The organism is Streptomyces sp. NPDC101152, assembly GCF_044768275.1.
Lineage (GTDB): Bacteria > Actinomycetota > Actinomycetes > Streptomycetales > Streptomycetaceae > Streptomyces.
Genome location: NZ_JBIWPO010000005.1, coordinates 224908 through 247868, shown reverse-complemented (window position 1 = coordinate 247868; position 22961 = coordinate 224908). Strand labels below are relative to the sequence as shown.

Here is a 22961-nt window from a genome sequence, read left to right as displayed (position 1 = left end):
TCGCGCTCCGGTACTGCGCTGCGTACGCGCGTCCTCGCGTACGGCGACGGCGTGACCAGGTGCGCGGTTCTGGCCCGCCACCTCCGATCCTCCCACGTCCGCGGGACGGCCCCGATCCGAGTCCGGCAGACGGACAGATCACACCGACCGGGCGGCCTCGCGCATCGCGGCCAGCGGTGAGCGCGGATCGCCGGTGAACTGGCCGAACTGGAAGACGGCCTGGTGCACGAGCAGGTCCAGGCCGCCGAGCACCGGGGCGCCCCGCTCCTGCCAGGCGGCGGCGAGCGGGGTGGGCCAGGGTTCGTAGAGCACGTCGAAGAGGGTTCCGACCTGCGCGGGGAGCTGCCCGGCCAGCTCGTCGGTGCCCCCGGCGGGCGTCGTCGAGATCACCAGGGGTGCCTCGAAGGCCCGTACCGCGTCCGCCCAGTCGGCCGGGCGGACCCGTACCCCGAGCCGGTCGCCCCACTGCCGCATCTCGTCGGCGCGCCGCTTGCTGCGGACGTACACGGTCACCTCGCCCGTGCAGATCCGGGCGAGCGCGGCGAGGGCCGAGGAGGCGGTGGCGCCGGCCCCGAGAATCGCCGCCGACTCGGTCTTCTCGATGCCCCGTTCGTGCAGCGCGGCGATCAGGCCGGGGATGTCGGTGTTGTCGCCGGCCTTGCTGCCGTCGGGCCGCAGGACCACGGTGTTGACCGCCTCCACCGAGGCCGCCGTGTCGCTGATCTCGTCCAGCAGCGGGATGACCGCGCGCTTGAGCGGCATGGTCAGCGACAGCCCCGCCCACTCGGGACCGAGCCCGCCCAGGAATCCGGGCAGCGCCGGCTCGTCGATCTCGAACCGGTCGTACGACCAGTCGTCCAGGTCGAGCGCCCGGTACGCCGCGTTGTGCAGGCGCGGCGACAGGGAGTGGGCGATGGGCGAGCCGAGCACGGCCGCCCGGTGGGGTGTTGCCATCAGTTCTTGTTCCTCGACGCGTTGAACTCCCGGACCAGCTTGTCGTGCTCGGCGAGCGTCTTGGTGAACTTGCTGGTCTTGCCGTCCAGTGAGATGAAGTAGTACCAGCCGTCGTGCGTCGGGTCGAGCGCGCCCTTGAGCGCGTCCTCGCCGGGGTTGTCGATCGGGCCGGGCGGCAGTCCCTTGACGTAGTACGTGTTGTACGGGTTGTTGTACTTGCGCAGCTCGGCGATGCTCAGGTCGATCTTGCTCTGGTCCTTGACGTAGTTGTACGTGGAGTCGAACTCGAGCGAGCCGTAGGTCTCGGGGTTGCCGGGCTTGAGGCGGTTGTAGACGACCTCCGCCATCTTGCGGAAGTCCTCGTGGCTCGTGCCCTCGGCCTGCACGAGGCTGGCCACGGTGAGCAGCTGCCAGGGGCTGCCGAGGCCGAGGCTCTTGGCCTTCTGCTGCAGGCCCAGTTCCTCGTACTTGTCGTTGGCCCGGGTGACCATGTCCTTCAGGACCGCCTCGGGCTGCTGGCCCTTGCTCGCCGCGTAGCTGGAGGGGTAGAGGAATCCTTCCAGCGGATCCTTGAGGTTCGGGTGGTCCAGTGCCCAGGAGGGCAGGCCGAGCTTCTTGTAGTCCTGCTTGGCGGCCTTCGCCGTGGTGCCGTCCGCCACCCCGAGGCGGGCGTCGATGAGCTTGTAGATCTGCGAGTTGCGCAGGCCCTCGCGGATGATCAGGTTTGCGCGGCTCTTCGGACTGAGCATCAGCTGGACCGCGCTCGCGGCCGACATGTGCTCCTCCATCGTGTACACGCCGTCCTGGATCTTCTTGCCGTCGGGGTTCGACTGCTGCGCCGAGACGAACGCGTCGACGCTCTTGACGACGTCCTTCTCCTTCAGCTTCTGCCCGATCACATAGCCGCCGGCCCCCTTGGGGATGACCACGGTGACCTGGGTGCCGTCGCCGGAACCCGCGTAGTCGGGGGACGGGCCGAAACGGTTTTGGTAGAAGTGGTAGCCGAAGTAGCCGACCGCGCCGATGCCTCCACCGAAAATCAACACCAGGACGAGGCAGGCGCGCCCGCTGCGGCCCTTCTTCTTGGGCTTCTTGCCGCCCTTGCCCTTGCCGCCGTCTGCCGACCCGTCGTCGTCCTCGTACTCCTCGTCGTCGTCACCGCCGGCGAAGAAGGCGTGCTCACCCTGGTCGGGGCCGGGGTCCCAGTCCGTCTGCGGCGGCTCCGGCTCGGCCTGCCGCCGGCTCGGCGGCTCGGGCGGCGGGTACGCCTCCGGGGTGGCGTAGTAGTCGGGCTGATCGCCGCCGTACCCGTCGGCGGAGGCCTGCTGGGCGTACGGGTCCTGCGGGTCCGTGTACTGGACATGCGTGTGCGAGCCCTGGCCCCAGGCCTGCTGGTCGTACGACTGCTGCTGTCCCTGGCCCGCGTAGTACTGCTGGTCGTAGTGCTGGTACTGCTGCGCCTGACCGTAGTGGCCCTGTTGGCCCTCGCCCCAGCCGCCGTCGTAGTACTGCTGCTGCGGCTGCTCTGGATAGTGCTGCGGCTGGCCGCCGTAGGGGGACTGCTGGCCCGCGTGGGCCTGCTGTCCACCCCATCCGTCGTCCCCGTACAACGGGTCCTCCGGATGCCACGGTTCGGAGCCTTGGCCCCGGCCATACTCAGTCATCAAACCCCTAGAGCCGCGAGGCGGGGCGATCAGGCGGCCCTGTGCGGGGCCCTCTCACCGTTCCGCCTCTTGCTGTGCACCGGCTGTTCGAATCAGCGGCGCAGTCGCGCGGAACGTTACCGTATCGCGATCAGATGACCACTTCGACGCCCTCGCCGGGTGCTTTGCCTGACACCCGTTCGGATTCCAGGGCCTGCTGGAGGATGATCACAGCGGCTGCCTGGTCGATGACCGAGCGGCCCTCCTTCGCCTTCACCCCGGAGGCGCGCAGTCCCTGCGTGGCCGTCACCGTCGTCATCCGCTCGTCGACCAGGCGGACCGGGACGGGTTCGATGCCCTTGGCCAGCTCCTGGGCGAAGGCCCGGACCTTCACCGCGGCCGGGCCCTCGCCCCCCTTGAGGGAGCGCGGGAGCCCGACCACGACCTCTATCGGTTCATACTCCTCGACCAGTTGGCGAAGCCGGCGGTGAGCCGCCGGGACGTCCCGGCCGGGGACCGTCTCCACCGGGGTGGCGAGGATCCCGTCGGGGTCGCAGGAGGCGACCCCGATGCGGGCGTCCCCGACGTCGACGGCGAGCCGGCGGCCTCTGCGCATGGTCACTTGGCGGTGTCCGCGACCAGTCGCTCGACCGCGTCGACGGCCTCGCCGACCGCGGCCGGGTTCTGGCCGCCGCCCTGGGCGACGTCCGGCTTGCCGCCACCGCCGCCGCCGAGGGTCTTGGCGGCCGCCCGGACGAGGTCGCCGGCCTTGAGGCCGCGCTCCCGGGCGGGCTCGTTGGTGGCGATGACCGTGAGGGGCTTGCCGTTGTTGACCGTGAAGAGGGCGACAACGGCGGCGCGTCCGCCCTGGATGCGGCCGCGCACGTCGAGGACCAGCTTGCGCAGGTCGTCCGGGGTGGTGCCGTCCGGGACCTGACCGGTGACGACGGCGATCCCGCGAATGTCCTTGGCGGACTCGGCGAGACCGGCGGCGGCCTGCAGCACCTTCTCGGCGCGGAACTTCTCGATCTCCTTCTCGGCGTCCTTCAGCTTGCCGAGCATCGCGGAGACCTTCTCCGGCAGCTCCTCCGGACGGCCCTTGAGCAGCTCGGTCAGCTGGTTGACGACCGTGTGCTCGCGGGCGAGGAAGCTGTAGGCGTCCACGCCGACCAGCGCCTCGATACGGCGCACGCCCGAGCCGATCGACGACTCGCCGAGCAGCTTCACCAGGCCCAGCTGGGAGGTGTTGTGGACATGCGTGCCGCCGCACAGCTCCTTGGAGAAGTCGCCGATGGTCACCACGCGGACCCGCTCGCCGTACTTCTCGCCGAACTCGGCGATGGCGCCCTGCTTCTTGGCCTCGTCGATGCCCATGATGTCGGCGCGGACGTCGAGGTCACGGGCGAGGACCTCGTTGATCTTCTGCTCGACGTCGGTCATCACGGCCGTCGGGACGGCGGAGGGCGAACCGAAGTCGAAGCGGAAGCGGCCGGGCTGGTTCTCGGAACCGGCCTGAGCGGCCGTCGGGCCGAGCGCGTCACGCAGCGCCTGGTGGGTGAGGTGGGTGGCCGAGTGGGCGCGGGCGATGGCCGTGCGGCGGCGGGCGTCGATGGAGGCGTGCGCCTTGGCGCCGACGGTGACCTCGCCGACCTGTACGACGCCCTTGTGGACGTACACGCCCGGCACGGGCTTCTGGCAGTCGCGGACCTCGATGACGGCACCGGAGTCGATCCTGATCCGGCCGGTGTCGCCGATCTGGCCGCCGCCCTCGGCGTAGAACGGGGTGCGGTCGAGGACGATCTCGACCTCGTCGCCCTCCGTGGCGGCCGGGGAGGAGGCGCCGTCGACGAGGATGCCGACGACGGTGGACTCGCCCTCGGTGTCGCTGTAGCCGATGAAGTCGGTCTCGCCGACCTTGTCGGCGATCTCCCGGTAGGCGCCGGCGCCGGCGTGGCCGGTCTTCTTGGCCTGGGCGTCGGCCTTGGCACGCTCCCGCTGCTCCTTCATCAGGCGGCGGAAGCCGTCCTCGTCCACGGACAGGCCCTGCTCGGCGGCCATCTCCAGGGTGAGGTCGATCGGGAAGCCCCAGGTGTCGTGGAGCAGGAACGCCTTGTCGCCGGAGAGGACCGAGGAGCCGGCCTCCTTGGTCTCGGTGACGGCGGTGTCGAGGATGTTGGTGCCGGCCTTGAGCGTCTTGAGGAAGGCGTTCTCCTCGGCGACGGCGACCTTCTCGATGCGCTCGCGGTCGGTGACCAGCTCGGGGTACTGCTGGCCCATCATCGCGATCACGGTGTCGATCAGGTCGAGCACGACCGGACCGGTGGCGCCGAGCAGGCGCATGTTGCGGATGGCGCGGCGCATGATGCGGCGCAGGACGTAGCCGCGGCCCTCGTTGCCGGGGGTCACGCCGTCACCGATGAGCATCACGGAGGTGCGCATGTGGTCGGTGACCACGCGCAGGGACACGTCCGAGGCGTGCGCGTCGCCGTAGTGGACGCCGGTCAGCTCGGTGGCCTTCTTGATCACGGCCATGGAGGTGTCGATCTCGTACATGTTCTGCACGCCCTGCAGAATCATGGCGAGACGCTCCAGGCCGAGGCCCGTGTCGATGTTCTTGCTGGGCAGTTCGCCGAGGATCTCGAAGTTGTCCTTGCCGACGCCCTCGCCGCGCTCGTACTGCATGAAGACCAGGTTCCAGATCTCCACGTACCGCTCGTCGTTGACGGCGGGGCCGCCCTCGACGCCGAACTCGGGGCCGCGGTCGTAGTTGATCTCGGAACAGGGGCCGCAGGGGCCGGGGACCCCCATGGACCAGTAGTTGTCCTTCATGCCGAGGCGCTGGATGCGCTCCTTCGGCACCCCGACGACCTCGTGCCAGATGCGCTCGGCCTCGTCGTCGTCCTTGTAGACGGTGATCCACAGCCGGTCGGGCTCGAGGCCGTAACCGCCCTTGTCCTGGGGGCTGGTGAGCAGCTCCCAGGCGTACTTGATGGCGCCTTCCTTGAAGTAGTCGCCGAAGGAGAAGTTCCCGCACATCTGGAAGAACGTGCCGTGCCGCGTGGTCTTGCCGACCTCTTCGATGTCGGGCGTGCGCACGCACTTCTGCACGCTGGTGGCACGGTCGAAGGGCGGCTTGACCTCACCCAGGAAGTAGGGCTTGAAGGGCACCATGCCGGCCGGGACGAGGAGCAGAGTCGGGTCGTCCGCGATGAGCGACGCCGAAGGGACGACGGTGTGCCCGCGCTCCTCGAAGAAGCTCAGCCAGCGGCGGCGAATCTCGGCCGACTCCATCAGTGGTCCTCATTCCGGTTGTACGGGTACGTCTGGTACGTCGACCCCTCGACGTACTTCGGGTTGTTGCGGTTCTCGATGGCGGTGTACCGCCGGGGCGCGGGGAGTTCGGGGACCGCGTTGATACCGAGGGCCTCCCCCAGCTCCTCCTCCCGCCGGGCCATGTTGTCGCGGACGTCCAGCGCGAAGCCGACCGCGCGGTCCTTGATGCGGTGACCTGCCTCGAGCGCCTTGTTGGCCGCGCCGACGGCGAGGTTCTCGGGGGTGAGCTGCCGCAGCTTGCGGTTGACCTTGGTGGTGGCCCACACACCGGCGGCGACGCCCGTGCTGAACCAGAACGTACGGCGGAACATCGGTTGGCTCAGTCCCTCTTCCCGCGGTTCCCGCGATCCTTGCGCTTCTCCCGCCGCGCGGCCGGGACCGTCCGGCCCACGATCACGGTACGCCGGGACTCCTTGGCGGGCACGTCCTCCCGGCGGGCGCCGAGGGCACGGCGGACGCCGTAGCCGAACGCGGCGACCTTGACCAGGGGGCCGCCGAAGGTGGAGGCGACGGTGGAGGACAGGGCCGAGGCGTTCGACGTGACCTCCTGGACGTCGCTCGCGATCGCGTCGACCCGGTCGATCTGGGTCTGTGCGGACCGCACGGCCGCCGAGGCGTCGGCGAGCAGCGGGACGGCCTGGTCGGTCACGTCCGCCACCAGCTTGGTGGTCGCCCGGAGCGTCTGGGCCAGTCTCGCGAGTGCCACCGCGAGGAAGGAGACCAGGATCGCCCAGAACACGGCCACCAGGATCCCGGCCACCTCACCACCGGACACCACGCGCACCCGCTCCCTGATACGTGCCTGAACATCGAAAAGTCGTAGGCCGAGCCTATCGCGCCGGGAGTGGGGCTCCGCACCGGATTACCGCCCCCGCCCGGCCGGGTTGCGTCCGGCGATTTTACGGAATGAATACGATTCAGTACGCTCCGTATCCCATGCGGGATCATCAGCGCGGCCTCGGGCCGGTCGACGGCAATCTGCCCCTGGAGCTCGACTCGTTCGTGGGGCGCTCGGCCGAACTGGCCGGGCTGGCGGGGGCGCTCGACGCCGCGCGTCTGGTGACGGTGACCGGTGCGGGCGGCATCGGCAAGTCGCGGCTGGCGGCCCGGGCGGGTGCGCGGTGCGCTCCGCGCGACGGGGTGTGGCGGGTGGAGCTGGCGCCGCTGCGCGATCCGGAGTTCGTCGACCACGCCGTCGTGGAGGCGCTCGGCCTGCGGGACCACACCACCCGGCTGCCGCGCGAGACGCTGCTCGCGCATCTCGCCGAGCGTGAACTCCTGCTCGTGCTCGACGGGTTCGAGCATCTGGCTCAGGCGTGCGCCGAGCTGGCGGGCGACCTGCTGCAGGCGGTGCCCGGCCTCCGGGTGCTCGCCACGGGGCGCCGGACGCTGGACCTGGCGGGCGAGCGGGTGTTCCCGCTGGCGCCGCTGGGCGAGGACGAGGCGGTCGAGCTGCTGGCCGACCGGGCCGCTCTGCACGGGGCGCCGGTCGCGGACGGTCCGGAGGTCCGGGAGCTGTGCCGACGCCTCGACGGCATCCCGCTCGCCGTCGAGCTGGCGGCCGGACGGCTGCGGGCGCTGTCTCCCGGGCAGTTGCTGGAGCGGCTGGACGACCGCTTCCGGCTGCTGACCGGCGGCGGGCGGGACGTGCTCCCGCGCCATCGGACGCTGCGCACGGCGATCGGCTGGAGCCACGAACTGTGCGCGCCCCGGGAGCGGTTGCTGTGGTCGCGGCTGTCGGTGTTCGCCGGGCAGTTCGAGCTGGAGGCCGTGGAGTACGTGTGCAGCGGGCACGGCCTGGCCGCCGACGACGTCCTCGACGTGCTCGGCGAACTGCTCGCGCAGTCGGTGATCGCGCGCGAGGAGTCCCCCACGGGCGCGGGCTACCGGATGCTGGACACCGTCCGGGCGTACGGCGCCGAGTGGCTGGCCGCGACGGACGAGACGGAACGCCTGCGGCGACGGCACCGCGACTGGTACCTGGGGCTGGCCACCTGGTGCGAGCTGGACTGGTTCTCGCCGCGCCAGGCCGAGGTGGCCGCACGGGTGGAGGCGGAGCTGCCGAATCTGCGCCGCGCTCTGGAGCACTGCCTGGCGGAGCCTCAGGAGGCGCATCTGGGCCAGTACCTCGCGGGCTCGCTGTGGTTCTACTGGGCGGGCTGCGGGCGGCTGTCGGAGGGGCGGCACTGGCTGGAGCAGGTCGTGCGGCTGGACTCGGGTCGCGACCAGTCGCGGCTGAAGGCGCTGTGGGTGCTCGGTTACGTGGCGATCCTGCAGGGCGACACGGTGCCCGCGCTGGCCGCGCTCCAGGAGTGCCGCGAGGAGGCGGAACGCTCCGGCAACCCGACGGCGGTGGCGTACGCCGAGCACCGCACCGGCTGCCTGGCCCTGGTCACCGACGACATGCCCCGTGCCGAGTCCCTGCTGCGTTCGGCGCTGGAGCGCTACCAGGAGATCGGCGAGCTCAACAGCACCGTCCTGATGGCCCAGGTCGAGCTGGCGATGGCCCGTGCCTTCCAGGGCGACCTGCCGGGCGCGGTACGGCTGTGCGAGGACGTGCACCGCGTCTGCGAGGACCACGGTGAGCGCTGGAGCCGCTCCTACGCCCTGTTCGTGCTGGCGTACGCGGCCTGGGCCGAGGGCGATCCGGCGCGGGCCCGCGCCCTGCTGACGGAGTGCCTGGGCAGCGCCCACGCCTTCCACGACCTGCTCGGCTCGGTGCTGGCGGTGGAGCTGCTGGCGCTGGTCACGGCGGTGGAGGGCGACGCGGCGGAGGCGGCGGTGCTGCAGGGGGCGGCCGGCCGGATGTGGCGGTCGGTGGGGCTGCCGCTGTTCGGCTCGGCGTACTACAACGCCCCGCACGAGCTGTGCGAGGCGACGGCGCGGGAGCGGCTGGGCGACGCGCGGTACGAGGAGTGCGTACGGGAAGGGGCGCGGCTCGTGCGGGAGGCGGCGGTGTCCAGGGCGCTGGAGCGGCCGCCGGCCGCGCTGCCGGCTCCGCGCGGCCCGGTGCGGTACACGACGGCGAGCGCCCCGACGCACGAACCCGCCGCCTCCCGCACCCACAAGGGCGGGGAGACGGCGGGCTGAGGTGGTGCTGTCGCCTGCCGACGAGGGTCAGCGGGCGTAGTACTCGACGACGAGCTGCTCGTCGCAGATGACCGGGACTTCCTTGCGGTTGGGCTCGCGGTCCAGGCGGAACGCCAGGGCCTTGAGGTTCACCTGCAGGTAGCGCGGGGTCTCGCCGTCGGGGGCGAAGCCGCCCTCGCGAGCGATCTGGAAGAGGGTCTTCTCGCGGCTGCGCTCGCGGACCATCACGACGTCGTCGGGACGGACGCGGAACGACGGCTTGTCGACCTTCTGGCCGTTGACCTCGATGTGGCCGTGGACGACCATCTGACGGGCCTGGTAGATGGTGCGGGCGATGCCCGAACGCAGCACCAGGGCGTCGAGACGGCGCTCGAGCTCCACGATCAGGGCCTCACCGGTCTTGCCCTGCACCTTGGAGGCACGCTCATAGGCGCGGACCAGCTGACGCTCGGAGAGGTCGTACTGCGCGCGCAGACGCTGCTTCTCCAGCAGACGGACCTTGTAGTCCGAGTTCTGCTTGCGGCCGCGGCCGTGCTCGCCCGGCGGGTAGGGGCGGGCCTCGAAGTACTTGACGGCCTTCGGGGTGAGCGCGATGCCGAGGGCACGCGACTTCTTGACCTTGGGGCGGGACTGGTTCGCCACTGTCTCTTTCTTCCTTCTGACTGTTCGGCTCGTCAGGGTTAGGGGAGGTCGCATCCGCAGCCGGGGAATCCCGCCTGGCCCCTCACGGGACCTGGTGGGCAGCCGCTCCCCTGGTCTGGGCACATACGTGCAGCACGCGAGTGGCCCACCGACCGGTCCCGTCCTGCGACGGGTGGTGGTGGGCTGCCCGCGACACCGTTCGACGGTGCGCGACGCTCCTGGAACCCGCTGGGGGTTCCGGCCGACTGTCCCGCTCTGACTGCGCGGGACTCGGCACTCCGAGGGATTCTACAGGGTACTCAGGACCGCTTCCGCCCGAGGTGCTTCCTGGTCCACTCCACGGCGTCGGCGTACCGCGCCTCCGCGCCGTGCCGGGTCGGTGTGTAGTACTCGCGGTCCTTGAGGGCGTCCGGCGCGTACTGCTGCTCGGCGATGCCCTCGGGCAGGTCGTGCGGGTAGACGTACCCCTGAGCGTGCCCGAGTTTGGCGGCGCCCTTGTAGTGCCCGTCGCGCAGATGCGGCGGCACGGGACCGGCCAGTCCCTTGCGTACGTCGTCCAGGGCGGCCCCTATCGCCGTGGTCGCGGCGTTGGACTTCGGGGCCAGGGCGAGGGCGATGGTGGCGTGGCTGAGGGTGAGGGCGGCCTCGGGGAAGCCGATCATGGCGACGGCCTGGGCGGCCGCGACGGCCGTGGGCAGGGCGTTCGGATCGGCGAGGCCGATGTCCTCGCTCGCGGAGATCATCAGGCGGCGGGCGATGAAGCGGGGGTCCTCGCCGGCCTCGATCATGCGGGCCAGGTAGTGCAGCGCGGCGTCGACGTCCGAGCCCCTGATGGACTTGATGAGGGCGCTGGCGACGTCGTAGTGCTGGTCGCCGTCGCGGTCGTACTTGACCGCGGCCCGGTCGACGACCTCCTCCAGGGTGGTGAGGGAGATCTCCGTCTCCCCCTTGTCGAGGGCGGCGCCCGCGGCGGCCTCCAGCGCGGTCAGGGCGCGGCGGGCGTCGCCGCCGGCGATGCGCAGGAGGTGGTCCTCGGTGTCCTCGGGGAGGGCGACGGCGTCCTTCAGGCCCCGCTCGTCGCTCAGCGCGCGCTGGAGCAGGCCCCGGACGTCGTCGTCGGTGAGGGGTTCGAGGGTGAGCAGGAGGGAGCGGGACAGGAGCGGGGAGATGACCGAGAAGTACGGGTTCTCGGTGGTGGCCGCGATCAGGGTCACCCAGCGGTTCTCCACGGCGGGCAGCAGGGAGTCCTGCTGTGCCTTGCTGAAGCGGTGGATCTCGTCCAGGAAGAGGACGGTCTCCTTGCCGTAGCCGCCGGTGGCGCGGCGGGCGCCGTCGATGACCGCGCGGACCTCCTTGACGCCCGCCGTGATCGCCGACAGTTCGACGAAGCGCTTGTCGGTGGCCTTGGAGACGACGTACGCGAGGGTCGTCTTTCCGGTGCCGGGCGGGCCCCAGAGGATCACCGAGGAGGGTCCCGCGGGGCCGCCCGCGCCCTCGCCGACCAGTCGGCGCAGGGGCGAGCCGGGCTTCAGCAGGTGCTGCTGGCCCACCACCTCGTCGAGGGTGCGCGGGCGCATCCGTACGGCCAGGGGGCTTCCTGCCGGATCCTTCTCCTGGCGGTCCTCTGCGGCTGCGGTGAACAGGTCGGGTTCCACGTCCAAAACCCTAAATCACCGCACTGACAACGCGGCGGGCCCCCGGAAGTCCGTGGTCAGCTGGTCCAGAAGTCCCACCAGCGGGTCAGCACCAGCATGCCGATGATGCCCACGTGCAGCACGGGCACGACCCAGGTGAACTCGCCGAAGAAGCTCTTCAGCCAGCGCGGGGCCGGCAGGAAGTCGTTGCGGATGTTGAAGGACGTCACGTACCAGAACATGGTGATGGTGGCGACCCAGGCCAGCGAGCACCACAGGCACAGCGCGTTGATCCGGTACAGCGACTGGAACTGCAGCCAGGTCACGAACCCCACGCCGAAGAGCGTGCCGAAGTTGAAGGTCAGCCAGTACCAGCGCGGGAAGCGGGCGCGGGCCAGCAGGCTCATGCCGACGCAGATGACGATGCCGTAGCAGACCAGGCCCAGCATCGGGTTGGGGAACCCGAAGGCCGCGGCCTGCTTGGACTCCATGACGCTGCCGCAGGAGACGACGGGGTTGAGGCTGCAGCCGGGTGTGAAGGTCTTGCCCTCGACCTTGGCCTCGAGGAGCTTGAACTTGTCGATCGTGATGACCCACGCTGCGAGCAGACCGGCCGCGCCGGTGATGACCAGCAGCAGGGCGAAGGCGCGGCTGCCGCCGACCGTGCGCGTCTTTGGGGCCGCGCTGTTCGGCTCGGGCACGGTGGAGACGTCTTTGACTGTGGTCTTGCTCATCACGTCGATTCCGTCTGCTGGGGAGGTGGACCTTCTTCGGGCAGGGGCCATTGTGCCGCACCGGGGCCCCTGTCCACCGTTCGGTGGACATAAGGAGGTACGCACGGTCGTCCCTGAGGGTTCGGTTCCGGACGAGGATTGACGGCATGACAACAGAAGCGGACGAACTCGCGGTCGACGTACGGGGACTGCGCAAGCGGTACGGGGACCTGACCGCGGTCGACGGCATCGATCTCGGTATCCGGCGCGGCGAGGTGTTCGGCCTGCTCGGACCGAACGGCGCGGGCAAGTCCACCACGGTGGAGATCCTCCAGGGCAACCGTTCCCGGGACGGCGGCGAGGTGTCGGTGCTCGGTGCGGACCCGGCGACCGGCACACGCGCGTGGAGGTCCCGTGTAGGCATCGTCTGGCAGGACGAATCGGCGCCCGCGGAGTTGACGGTCCGCGAGACCGTACGGCACTTCGCCCACTACTACCCGCGGCCGCGCGACCCCGAGCAGGTGATCGGCCTGGTCGGTCTTGAGGCGAAGGCGGGCAGCAGGATCAAGGCGCTGTCGGGCGGTCAGCGCCGGCGCCTCGACGTGGCCCTGGGGGTGATCGGCGATCCGGAGCTGCTGCTCCTGGACGAGCCGACGACCGGGTTCGACCCGGCGGCCCGGCGACAGTTCTGGGACCTGATCCGGCTGCTCGCCCAGGAGGGCACCACCATCCTGCTGACCACGCACTATCTGGAGGAGGCGGAGGCGCTCGCCGACCGGCTCGCCATCATCTCCCGCGGCCGGGTCGTCGCCGAGGGCGAACCGGCCGCCCTGCGGGAGCGCTACGGCACGGAGGCCACCGTCGAGTGGACCGAGCCGGACGGCGTCACCCGCGCCGAGCGCACCCCCAACCCGACCCGGACGGTCGCCGAGCTGATGCTCCGCTTCGACGGCGAGATCCCGGGTCTCAGGGTGACCCGTCCCACGTTGGAGGACGTCTACCTCCGGCTGACCGGACAGGAGGACGCGCGATGACCACGACCACCGTACGGACCCGGACCGACGCGCCCGCCGGGCGGCTGCCGGGCACCTGGGGTCTCGGGCTGCGGCGCGGCGGGCTGGAGATCAGGCAGTTCTTCCGGCAGCGCGACCAGGTGGTGTTCACCTTCGCCTTCCCGGTCGTCTTCCTGTTCCTGTTCGCGTCGATCTTCCACAACGCCCTGCACGGCACCGGCATCACCGCCTCCCAGCTCTACGTCCCCGCGATGATGGCCTCCGGCATCATGTCCACGAGCTTCCAGTCCCTCGGCATCTCGATCGCCGTCGAACGGGACGAGAAGGTGCTGCGCCGGCTGCGCGGCACCCCGATGCCGCCGTCCGCCTACTTCCTCGGCAAGATCTGGCTGGTTCTGTTCACGGGTGTCGTGGAGACGGCGATCCTGCTGCTGGTCGGCACCACCCTGTACGGCGTGGACCTGCCCTCGGACGCGTCCCGGTGGTTCGACTTCGCCTGGATCTTCGTGCTCGGCCTGACGGGGTGCGCGCTGCTCGGCATCGCGGTCAGCTCGGTGCCCAAGTCCGCGAAGAGCGCCAGCTCCGTGGTCGTCCTCCCCTTCCTGGTCCTGCAGTTCATCTCCGGGGTGTACATCTCCATCGACACGATCCCGGGCTGGATGCTGGACGTCGGTGCCCTGTTCCCGCTGAAGTGGCTGTGCCAGGGGCTGCGGGGGGTGTTCCTGCCGGACTCCGCGAAGGTCCTGGAGCAGGCCGGGAGCTGGGAGTTCGGGAAGGTCGCGCTGGTGCTGGCGGCCTGGTGCGTCGGAGGATTGGTGCTGTGTCTGCTGACGTTCCGCTGGAAGGACCGGCGTACGGGATGACCGGTCCGGTCGTGGCCGGTGAAGCACATGCCTGGGACCGGACGATCCGGCTCTGGGACGGGTACTTCGCGGTCGCCTGGGCGGCCACCCTCGCCTTCGTGCTGGGCGCGGCGCAGCCGGGCTGGCCCGTCCGCGCGACCGCGGCGGCCCTGCTGGTGCCGCTGGTCCCCTGGTACGGCGTGGTGGGGCGGCCGCTGCTCCAGGAAGACCCGCCTGACCAGCGGCGGGCGCTGCGCTATCTCGCCGGGGCGATCGCGCTGTTCCTGCCGTCGGCCGTGCTGGTCGGCGAGACCCGGCTGATGGCGTTCGCGCTCATCCCCCAGTGCTTCATGACGCTGCGCATGCGGTGGTCCCTGCTGACCGTCACCGTGATCAACCTGGCGCCGGTCGCGGGCTGGGCGCTGCTGTGGCGGCCGGCCGCCGAGGACCTGTTCGCCAACGGCCTCTTCTCCGTCGTCACCCTCGTCTTCTCGGTGGTGATCGGCAGCTGGATCATCCGCATCATCGAGCAGAGCGCGGAACGGGCCGAGCTGATCGCGGAGTTGGAGGCGAGCCGCCACGAGATCTCGCGTCTGTCGGCGGCCCACGGCGCCCTGACCGAGCGCGAACGCATGGCCCGGGAGATCCACGACACCCTCGCGCAGGGCTTCACCAGTCTGCTGATGCTGATCCAGGCGGTGGATGCCGAGCTCGACGACAACCTTCCGCAGGCCCGCCGCCACCTCGCCCTGATGGACGAGACGGCGCGGCAGAACCTCGCGGAGGCACGCGCGCTGGTCGCCGGCGCCGCCCCCGCCGACCTCGACGGATCCTCTCTCCCGGACGCTCTGCGCCGCCTCGCCGCCCGTCACCGGGCGACCGTGGAGGTGACCGGCCCGGTACGGCCCCTGCCGGCCGGCCCCGAGGTCGTGGCCCTGCGCTCCTGCCAGGAGGCCCTTGCCAACGCCCGCAAGCACGCCGGGAGTTCGGCGGCCGTGGGCATCTCGCTGAGGTACGCCGACGACACCCTCACCGTGTCGGTACGGGACGACGGCCGCGGCTTCGACCCCGGCACCCCCTGCGAGGGCTACGGCCTCGCCGGACTGCGCGCCCGCGCCGCCGAGGTCGGCGGCACCGCGCGGATCCACAGCACGATGGGCGAGGGCACGACGGTGACGGTCAGCCTGCCGGTGACGCCCGTGGGGAGCCTGTCATGATCCGGATCGTCCTCGCCGACGACCACCCCGTCGTCCGGGAGGGTCTGCGGGCGATGCTCAGCGCCGAGCCGGACCTGGAGGTGGTCGCCGACGCGGCGAACGGACCGCAGGCCGAGGCCCTGGCCGCCGAACTGCGGCCGGACATCGTGCTGATGGACCTCAGAATGCCGGGCGGCGGGGGCGTCGCCTCGATCGAGCGGATGGCCGAGGCGGGTCTGCCGTGCCGGGTGATCGTCCTGACGACCTATGAGACGGACCGGGACATCCTGCGGGCGGTCGAGGCGGGCGCGGCCGGCTACCTGCTCAAGGACATGCCGCGCGGTGAACTGGCCGAAGCCGTCCGGGCGGCGGCACGCGGCGAGACGGTACTGGCGCCCTCGGTGGCGGCCCGGCTGGTCGACCGGCTGCGCACGAAGCCGGGGCGGCCACGGCTGTCCGAGCGGGAGACGGCGGTGCTGCGACTGGTGGCGGAGGGCTGCACGAACGCGGAGATCGGGCGGCGCCTGTTCATCGGCGAGTCGACGGTGAAGACCCATCTGCTGCGGGCCTTCGGCAAGTTGGGGGTGGACGACCGGACCGCGGCGGTGACGAGCGCGATGCGGTTCGGCCTGCTCGACTGAGTCTCAGCGCGAACGCCGGACGAGCTGGTGTCCAGCTCGTCCGGCGTTCGCGGACCGGCTCAGCCCAGCCGGGCCTCCAGTTCCGCCACGATCTCGTTCACGCCGACCGCCGTCTGCTCGCCGGACTCCATGTCCTTGAGCTGCACGACACCTTCGGCGAGGTCGCGTTCACCGGCCACGATCGTGTAGCGGGCGCCGCTGCGGTTGGCGTTCTTCATCGCGCCCTTGAGTCCTTTGGCCCCGTAGGAGAAGTCCGCCGCGATACCGAGCTTGCGCAGCTCGGTGATCTTGGTGAACAGGACGCGGCGCGCCTCCTCGCCGAGCGGCACCGCGAACACGCTGGTGGTGGAGGGGAGTTGGAGTTCCACGCCCTCCGCCTCCAGGGCCAGGACGGTGCGGTCGACGCCGAGGGCCCAGCCGACGGACGGGAGCGCGGGGCCGCCGATCATCTCCGACAGTCCGTCGTAACGGCCGCCGCCGCCCACCGCGGACTGGGAGCCCAGACCGTCGTGGACGAACTCGAAGGTCGTACGGGTGTAGTAGTCGAGGCCCCGGACCAGCCTGGGGTCGTCCTCGAAGGCCACGCCCGCGGCTGTGATCAGCTCGCGGACCTCCTCGTGGTACGCCTTGCAGGCGTCGCAGAGGTAGTCCCGCAGCAGGGGGGCGTCGCCCAGCTGCTTCTGGACCGACTCCCGCTTGTCGTCGAGGACGCGCAGCGGATTGATCTCCGCGCGGCGCAGGGTGTCCTCATCGAGGTCGAGGCCGCGCAGGAAGTCCTGGAGGGCCGCGCGGTAGACCGGACGGCACTCCTTGTCGCCCAGGCTGTTGAGCAGGATCCGGAAGTTGCTGAGGCCGAGCGAGCGGTACGCCTGGTCGGCGAGGATGATCAGCTCGGCGTCCAGGGCCGGGTCCTCCGCACCGATCGCCTCGGCGCCGACCTGGGAGAAGTGCCGGTAACGGCCCTTCTGCGGGCGCTCGTAGCGGTAGTAGGAGCCCGAGTACCAGAGCTTGACCGGGAGGTTGCCCGCCTTGTGCAGGTTGGCCTCCAGCGCCGCGCGCAGCACGGAGGCAGTGCCCTCGGGACGCAGGGCGAGCTTGTCGCCGCCCTTGGTCTCGAAGGCGTACATCTCCTTCGTCACGATGTCCGTCGACTCGCCGACACCGCGCGCGAAGAGCTCGACGCTCTCGAAGCCGGGGGTCTCGATGTAGCCGTAGCCGGAGTTGCGCAGCGGCGCGGCGATCGCCTCGCGGACCGCCAGGAACTTGGCGCTGTCCGGCGGGATCAGGTCGTACGTGCCCTTGGGGGCCTGAAAGGTGCTCACGGAAGTCTCTCGTCACATTCCTCGTCGGGGAGCGTCGACATCCGCTCCCTGGCCGGCGGCGGCCACCTGCCGCAGATACGGGTTGGTGGCGCGCTCCTGGCCGATGGTCGTCTGGGGGCCGTGGCCGGACAGCACCACGGTCGAGTCCTCGAGCGGCAGGCACACGCGGGCCAGCGAGTCGAGCATCTCGGCCATGTCACCGCCGGGCAGGTCGGTGCGTCCGATGGAGCCGGCGAAGAGCAGATCCCCGGAGAAGAACACGGACGGGATGTCCGTGGTCTCCGGCATCTGGAAGGTCACCGACCCCTTGGTATGGCCGGGCGCGTGCGCGACGGAGAACTCAAGGCCCGCGAGGGTCAGCCGGCTGCCGTCGGTCAGCTCCCTGACGTCGTCAGGCTCCCCCACGGTCAGCTCGCCCATCAGCGGCATCCCGATGGAACGGCCGAGCGCCTTCTCCGGGTCCGCCATCATGTAGCGGTCCTCGGGGTGGATCCACGCCGGGACGTCGTGCGCGCCGCACACCGGGACGACCGAGGCCACGTGGTCGATGTGGCCGTGGGTGAGGACGACGGCGACGGGCTTGAGCCGATGCTTCCTGAGCGCTTCCTCGACGCCTTCGGCGGCCTGGTGGCCGGGGTCGATGATCACGCACTCCTCGCCGGCGGCGGGGGCGACGAGATAACAGTTCGTCCCCCAGGCCCCGGCGGGGAACCCGGCAATGAGCACGATCGTCCCTCGTTGTGTCGGTTACGGGCGGCTGCAGCTGCTGTCGACGATGGGACACAGCTGCCGTCAGAGCCTACCGGCGCTGCCGAATCCTCAGCGAACCCATATACGGTACGGGACACACGCAGGCGGTCGGCTCACCAGACGCACGCGTCCCAGCAGCGTACGAGACGCATGAGGAGAAAACCCCGTGGTCACCCAGGAACAGCGGAAGCGGCAGCTCGCGCGGGAGAAGTTCTTGCGGCAGCAGCAGCGGCGCACGGCCGCTCGGCGCAAGGCGAAGATGCGCAACTCGGTGATCGCGTCGGTCCTCGGCGTGGTCGTGATCGGCAGCGTCGCGCTCTACACGACCGGAGTCCTCAAGAACGACAACAAGAACAAGGCGAACGCGAGCTCGCAGACGACGCCCAGTGCCGCGCCGACCAGCAAGGCTCCCGACCCGTGCGCGAAGCCCGCCGCGGGCTCGGTGCAGAAGCTGAGCTGGAAGAAGGAGCCGGCGATGGCCATCGACACGTCGGCGAACTACACGATGAAGCTCGCGACGACGTGCGGTGACATAGACGTCGCGCTGAAGACGTCCGCGGCCCCGCACACCGTCAACTCCTTCGACTTCCTCGCGGGCAAGGGCTTCTTCGACCACACCAAGTGCCATCGGCTCACCACCAACGGCATCTACGTGCTGCAGTGCGGCGACCCGACGGGCACCGGCAGCGGCGGTCCGGGGTACACGATCCCGGACGAGAACCTCAAGGACAAAAGCCTCAAGGGCGGGGTCTACCCGGCGGGCACGGTCGCGATGGCGAACACCGGCCAGAAGCACAGCGGCGGCAGCCAGTTCTTCCTGGTCTACCAGGACAGTCAGTTGCCGCCCAGCTACACGCCGTTCGGTACGATCTCCGCTTCGGGCCTGAAGGTCCTGAAGAAGATCGCGGCCGCCGGCGAGAGCTCGGGCCAGGGCGACGGGGCGCCCAACGCGACCGTCGTGATCAACAAGGCGACGGTCACCAAATCCTGATCGGATCAGGACCGCATCCCGACTCCGAGGTGCGAAATTTCGGTCGCGCGGGATGCGGACAGGCAACCCGCCGGTCGCCTATGTTGGCCGTGACGAAACTGTGGACGATGCCCGGGGGTACGGAAGCCCTCCGCAGGCATCATGTGGAGGAGGCGCTGTGAGCAGCGACCCGTGGGGCCGCGTCGACGAGACGGGGACCGTGTACGTGCGTACGGCCGACGGCGAGCAGGTCGTCGGTTCCTGGCAGGCGGGCTCCCCCGAGGAGGCGCTGGCCTATTTCGAGCGCAAGTACGAGGGCCTGGTTGTGGAGATCGGCCTCCTCGAGAAGCGGGTGAAGACCACCGACCTGTCCGCCAAGGACGCGCAGGCGGCGATCGACCACATCCGCGAGCAGGTCGACGCCCACCACGCGGTCGGCGACCTGGACGCCCTCAAGGTCCGTCTGGACAAGCTGGTCGCGACCGTGGAGGCGCGGCGCGAGGAGCGCAAGCAGCAGCGGGCCAAGCAGTCGGACGAGGCACGGCACGCCAAGGAGGCGCTGGTCGTCGAGGCGGAGCAGCTGGCCCAGTCCGACCAGTGGCGGGCGGCCGGTGAGCGGCTGCGGGCACTGGTGGACACCTGGAAGGGTCTGCCGCGCCTGGACCGCAAGTCGGACGACGAGCTGTGGCACCGCTTCTCGCACGCCCGCTCGGCGTTCTCCAAGCGCCGCAAGGCGCACTTCGCGTCACTGGACGCGCAGCGCGAGGACGCCCGCAAGGCCAAGGAGCGGCTGGTCGCGGAGGCCGAGGCGCTGTCCGGGTCGACGGACTGGGGTCCGACGGCCGCGCGCTACCGCGAGCTGATGACGGAGTGGAAGGCCGCGGGGCGGGCGCAGCGCGAGCACGAGGACGACCTGTGGAACCGCTTCCGCGGCGCCCAGGACGTGTTCTTCGCGGCCCGCAGCTCGGTCTTCGCCGAGCGGGACGCGGAGCAGTCGGAGAACCTGAAGCTGAAGGAGGAGCTGGCCGAGGAGGCCGAGAAGATCCTCCCGGTGACGGACCTCAAGGGCGCGCGGGCCGCGTTCCGTTCGATCAACGAGCGCTGGGAGGCCATCGGCCACGTCCCGCGGGACGCCCGCCCGAAGGTCGAGGGCCGGATGCACGCGGTGGAGCGTGCCATCCAGGAGGCCGAGGAGGCCGAGTGGCGCCGTACCAACCCGGAGGCACGCGCGCGTGCCGAGGGGCTGACCGGTCAGCTGCAGGCCGCCGTGGACAAGCTGAGGTCCCAGATCGAGCAGGCGCGCGCCCAGGGCAACACCGCCAGGGCCGACAAGCTCGAGCGTGAGCTGGAGGGCCGCCAGGCGCTCCTGGACCAGGCGCTGAAGGGCCTGCAGGAGTTCGGCGGCTAGCAGTCAGCTGTACCTCGAAGAAGGGCCCCGTACGCGCGTACGGGGCCCTTCTTCGAGGTATGCGTCATATGCCCTACGACCTGCGAGCCGAGGTCACCCGGTACACGTCGTAGACGCCCTCCACGCCTCGCACGGCCTTCAGGACGTGCCCCAGGTGCTTCGGGTCGCCCATCTCGAAGGTGAAGCGTGAGGTGGCCACGCGGTCGCGGGAGGTCTGGACGGCCGCGGAGAGGATGTTGACGTGCTGGTCGGACAGGACGCGGGTCACGTCCGACAGGAGCCGGGAGCGGTCGAGGGCCTCGACCTGGATGGCGACGAGGAAGACCGAGGACTGGGTGGGCGCCCACTCGACCTCGAGGATGCGCTCGGGCTCACGGGACAGTGACTCCACGTTCACACAGTCACTGCGGTGAACCGATACGCCACTACCCCGGGTGACGAAGCCGATGATCGGGTCGCCGGGGACGGGCGTGCAGCAGCGGGCCAGCTTGACCCACACGTCCTCGACGCCCTTGACGATGACGCCCGGATCCGCGTTGGAACGGCGCTTGCGGCTGCGGCTGCGGGTCGGCGGGACCGACTCGTCGATCTCCTCGGTGGCCGCCTCCTCGCCGCCGAGCGCCTGCACGAGCTTCTGCACGACGTTCTGCGCGGACACATGGCCCTCGCCGATCGCCGCGTACAGCGCGGAGATGTCCGGGTAGCGCATCTCGTGCGCGAGCGTGACGAGCGAGTCGCCGGTGAGGATGCGCTGGATCGGCAGGTTCTGCTTGCGCATGGCACGCACGATGGCGTCCTTGCCCTGCTCGATGGCCTCGTCGCGGCGCTCCTTGGAGAACCACGCCCGGATCTTGTTGCGGGCGCGCGGCGACTTGACGAAGCCGAGCCAGTCCCGGGAGGGGCCGGCGCCGGCCGCCTTGGAGGTGAAGACCTCCACCAGGTCGCCGTTGTCGAGCGTCGACTCGAGGGGGACGAGCCGGCCGTTGACCCGTGCTCCTATCGTCCGGTGGCCGACCTCGGTGTGGACCGCGTACGCGAAGTCCACCGGGGTGGCACCGGCCGGCAGCGCTATGACGTCGCCCTTGGGGGTGAAGACGAAGACCTCGTTGCGGGACAGGTCGAAGCGCAGGGACTCCAGGAACTCGCCCGGGTCCTCGGTCTCCTTCTGCCAGTCCAGCAGCTGGCGCAGCCACGCCATGTCGTTGAGGTGGTCGTCCTTCTTGCCGGCCTTGGGCACGTCGGTGCGCACCTTGGAGGCTCCGGCGACGGCCTCCTGCTTGTACTTCCAGTGCGCGGCGATGCCGTACTCGGCGCGGCGGTGCATGTCGAAGGTGCGGATCTGCAGCTCGACCGGCTTGCCGTTGGGGCCGATGACCGTCGTGTGCAGCGACTGGTACATGTTGAACTTGGGCATCGCGATGTAGTCCTTGAACCGGCCGGGGACCGGGTTCCATCGCGCGTGCACGGTGCCGAGGGCCGCGTAGCAGTCGCGGACGGTGTCCACGAGGACGCGGATGCCCACCAGGTCGTAGATCTCCGCGAAGTCACGGCCGCGGACGATCATCTTCTGGTAGACGCTGTAGTAGTGCTTCGGGCGGCCCGTGACGGTGGCCTTGATGCGGGCCGCGCGCAGGTCCTGCTGGACCTCGTCGGTCACTATGGCCAGGTACTCGTCACGCTTCGGTGCCCGCTCGGCCACCAGCCGTACGATCTCGTCGTACATCTTGGGGTAGAGGATCGCGAAGGCGAGGTCCTCCAGCTCCCACTTGATGGTGTTCATGCCGAGACGATGAGCGAGCGGCGCGTAGATCTCGAGGGTCTCGCGCGCCTTCTTCTCCTGCTTCTCGCGCTTGAGGTAGCGCATGGTGCGCATGTTGTGCAGCCGGTCGGCGAGCTTGATGACCAGGACGCGCGGGTCCTTGGCCATGGCGACGACCATCTTGCGCACGGTCTCGGCCTGGGCGGCCTCGCCGAACTTGACCTTGTCCAGCTTGGTGACGCCGTCGACGAGCAGGGCGACCGAGTCGCCGAAGTCGCGGCGCAACTGGTCGAGGCCGTACTCGGTGTCCTCGACGGTGTCGTGCAGCAGGCCGGCCATCAGGGTGGCCGGGTCCATGCCGAGCTCGGCGAGGATGGTGGTGACCGCGAGCGGGTGCGTGATGTACGGGTCGCCGCTCTTGCGCTTCTGGCCACGGTGCCAGCGCTCGGCGACCTGGTAGGCGTTCTCGATCTGGCGGAGGGTGGCCGTCTCGATCTTCGGGTCGTTGCTGCGCACTATCCGCAGCAGGGGCTCCAGGACCGGGTTGTACGGGTTGGAGCGCTGGACGCCGAGGCGGGCGAGGCGGGCACGGACGCGGTTGGAGGAGCCGGAGCGGGCGGGCTGGCCGGTGTTGGGGCGGGGCGCCGAGGACTGGAGGTGCTCGGGCGGGGCCGGCTTGGGGCGCGACTGCTCGGCCGACTTGTCGACGGGCGCGGACTGGGCGTGCTCGACCGGCCCGGCGATGTCGTTCGTCGCGTGCGGCGCGCTCGGCGCGGGCTTGGCCGCGGCTGCCGAGGCGGACTCGGGCTTGGCGGCGGTCAGGTGCTGGGCCTCGTCTGGCAAGAGGACTCCTCGTGCGCGATCCGGGTCCCCCGGTCAGGCTCCGGAGGAACCATGGTAGCGATCCTGGGCTCCTGGATCGCCTTCAGACCGATGTGAGGACGGTCTACGCGGGTAACAAGGGGGGCCGTCGCCAGATTCCGCGACCGCGCACCGATACGGTCCCGCGCCCTTACCCGCGTGCGAAACGGCCGCCCCCGTTGTTCGGGGA

Annotated in this window: 19 protein-coding genes; 7 read left to right on the top strand and 12 right to left on the bottom strand. The window is 70.4% G+C overall.

All coding sequences use genetic code 11. From position 1 onward, the window contains the following. Positions 1-138: 138 nt before the first annotated feature. The 6 genes from ACIRVK_RS09220 to ACIRVK_RS09195 all read right to left on the bottom strand — a co-directional run bounded on the left by ACIRVK_RS09220 (position 139) and on the right by ACIRVK_RS09195 (position 6714). Entirely contained in the window at positions 139-954 is an 816-nt protein-coding gene (locus ACIRVK_RS09220; RefSeq protein ID WP_404244811.1) for a shikimate dehydrogenase, read from the bottom strand. Further along, on the bottom strand, positions 954-2618 hold the full coding sequence (gene mltG / locus ACIRVK_RS09215; protein WP_404244810.1) for an endolytic transglycosylase MltG: 1665 nt from the start codon (positions 2616-2618) through the stop codon (positions 954-956). The genes ACIRVK_RS09220 and mltG overlap by 1 nt, the downstream gene beginning before the upstream one ends. 130 nt (positions 2619-2748) lie before the next feature. Further along, on the bottom strand, positions 2749-3213 hold the full coding sequence (gene ruvX, locus ACIRVK_RS09210) for a Holliday junction resolvase RuvX (protein WP_404244941.1): 465 nt from the start codon (positions 3211-3213) through the stop codon (positions 2749-2751). Between the two features lie 2 nt (positions 3214-3215). After that, positions 3216-5888 carry an alanine--tRNA ligase gene (alaS, locus tag ACIRVK_RS09205; RefSeq protein ID WP_404244808.1) on the bottom strand — a complete coding sequence of 891 codons (2673 nt, stop codon included), beginning with the start codon at positions 5886-5888 and terminating at the stop codon, positions 3216-3218. After that, complete coding sequence (locus tag ACIRVK_RS09200; RefSeq protein WP_404244807.1) at positions 5888-6241, bottom strand: hypothetical protein; 354 nt, start codon at positions 6239-6241, stop codon at positions 5888-5890. Before ACIRVK_RS09200 ends, alaS begins: the two co-directional genes overlap by 1 nt. A gap of 8 nt (positions 6242-6249) precedes the next feature. Next, a complete protein-coding gene (locus ACIRVK_RS09195; RefSeq protein WP_404244806.1) occupies positions 6250-6714 on the bottom strand; it encodes a DUF948 domain-containing protein in 465 nt (154 codons plus the stop codon). Between the two features lie 152 nt (positions 6715-6866). Here ACIRVK_RS09195 and ACIRVK_RS09190 point away from each other — a divergent pair, with 152 nt between their 5' ends. Then, a complete protein-coding gene (locus ACIRVK_RS09190; RefSeq protein ID WP_404244805.1) occupies positions 6867-9020 on the top strand; it encodes an ATP-binding protein in 2154 nt (717 codons plus the stop codon). A 27-nt stretch (positions 9021-9047) separates the two neighbouring features. Here the strand turns inward: ACIRVK_RS09190 and rpsD are convergent, their stop codons facing one another. From rpsD to ACIRVK_RS09175, 3 genes are all read right to left on the bottom strand, one after another. After that, on the bottom strand, positions 9048-9662 hold the full coding sequence (gene rpsD / locus ACIRVK_RS09185) for a 30S ribosomal protein S4 (RefSeq protein WP_133044873.1): 615 nt from the start codon (positions 9660-9662) through the stop codon (positions 9048-9050). 299 nt (positions 9663-9961) lie between these two features. Then, a complete protein-coding gene (locus ACIRVK_RS09180) occupies positions 9962-11317 on the bottom strand; it encodes a replication-associated recombination protein A (RefSeq protein WP_404244804.1) in 1356 nt (451 codons plus the stop codon). A gap of 56 nt (positions 11318-11373) precedes the next feature. Next, positions 11374-12030, bottom strand: a complete 657-nt coding sequence (locus ACIRVK_RS09175; protein ID WP_404244803.1) for a vitamin K epoxide reductase family protein — start codon at positions 12028-12030, stop codon at positions 11374-11376. Between the two features lie 146 nt (positions 12031-12176). Between ACIRVK_RS09175 and ACIRVK_RS09170 the strand changes: the two genes are divergently transcribed. Genes ACIRVK_RS09170 through ACIRVK_RS09155 form a run of 4 tightly spaced genes read left to right on the top strand, consistent with a single transcriptional unit; the run spans position 12177 to position 15701 of the window. After that, positions 12177-13043 (top strand): ABC transporter ATP-binding protein, encoded by an 867-nt coding sequence (locus ACIRVK_RS09170; RefSeq protein ID WP_404244802.1) that lies wholly within the window; start codon positions 12177-12179, stop codon positions 13041-13043. Next, positions 13040-13885: an ABC transporter permease gene (locus ACIRVK_RS09165; protein ID WP_404244801.1), complete on the top strand. Its 846-nt coding sequence runs from the start codon at positions 13040-13042 to the stop codon at positions 13883-13885. The genes ACIRVK_RS09170 and ACIRVK_RS09165 overlap by 4 nt, the downstream gene beginning before the upstream one ends. Beyond that, positions 13882-15081: a sensor histidine kinase gene (locus tag ACIRVK_RS09160; protein WP_404244800.1), complete on the top strand. Its 1200-nt coding sequence runs from the start codon at positions 13882-13884 to the stop codon at positions 15079-15081. The genes ACIRVK_RS09165 and ACIRVK_RS09160 overlap by 4 nt, the downstream gene beginning before the upstream one ends. After that, the gene (locus tag ACIRVK_RS09155) at positions 15078-15701 is read left to right on the top strand and encodes a response regulator (RefSeq protein WP_404244799.1); all 624 of its coding nucleotides are present in this window, start codon (positions 15078-15080) and stop codon (positions 15699-15701) included. Before ACIRVK_RS09160 ends, ACIRVK_RS09155 begins: the two co-directional genes overlap by 4 nt. 59 nt (positions 15702-15760) lie before the next feature. Here the strand turns inward: ACIRVK_RS09155 and hisS are convergent, their stop codons facing one another. Further along, positions 15761-17023, bottom strand: coding sequence for a histidine--tRNA ligase (gene hisS / locus ACIRVK_RS09150; RefSeq protein ID WP_404244798.1), 1263 nt, complete (start codon positions 17021-17023; stop codon positions 15761-15763). A gap of 12 nt (positions 17024-17035) precedes the next feature. Beyond that, a complete protein-coding gene (locus ACIRVK_RS09145; protein WP_404244796.1) occupies positions 17036-17749 on the bottom strand; it encodes an MBL fold metallo-hydrolase in 714 nt (237 codons plus the stop codon). 190 nt (positions 17750-17939) lie between these two features. Between ACIRVK_RS09145 and ACIRVK_RS09140 the strand changes: the two genes are divergently transcribed. Continuing rightward, complete coding sequence (locus ACIRVK_RS09140) at positions 17940-18764, top strand: peptidylprolyl isomerase (RefSeq protein WP_404244794.1); 825 nt, start codon at positions 17940-17942, stop codon at positions 18762-18764. Between the two features lie 157 nt (positions 18765-18921). After that, a complete protein-coding gene (locus ACIRVK_RS09135; protein ID WP_404244792.1) occupies positions 18922-20151 on the top strand; it encodes a DUF349 domain-containing protein in 1230 nt (409 codons plus the stop codon). A 73-nt stretch (positions 20152-20224) separates the two neighbouring features. Here ACIRVK_RS09135 and relA read toward each other — a convergent pair whose 3' ends face one another. Then, positions 20225-22753 (bottom strand): GTP pyrophosphokinase, encoded by a 2529-nt coding sequence (gene relA / locus ACIRVK_RS09130; RefSeq protein WP_404244791.1) that lies wholly within the window; start codon positions 22751-22753, stop codon positions 20225-20227. Positions 22754-22961: the final 208 nt, after the last annotated feature.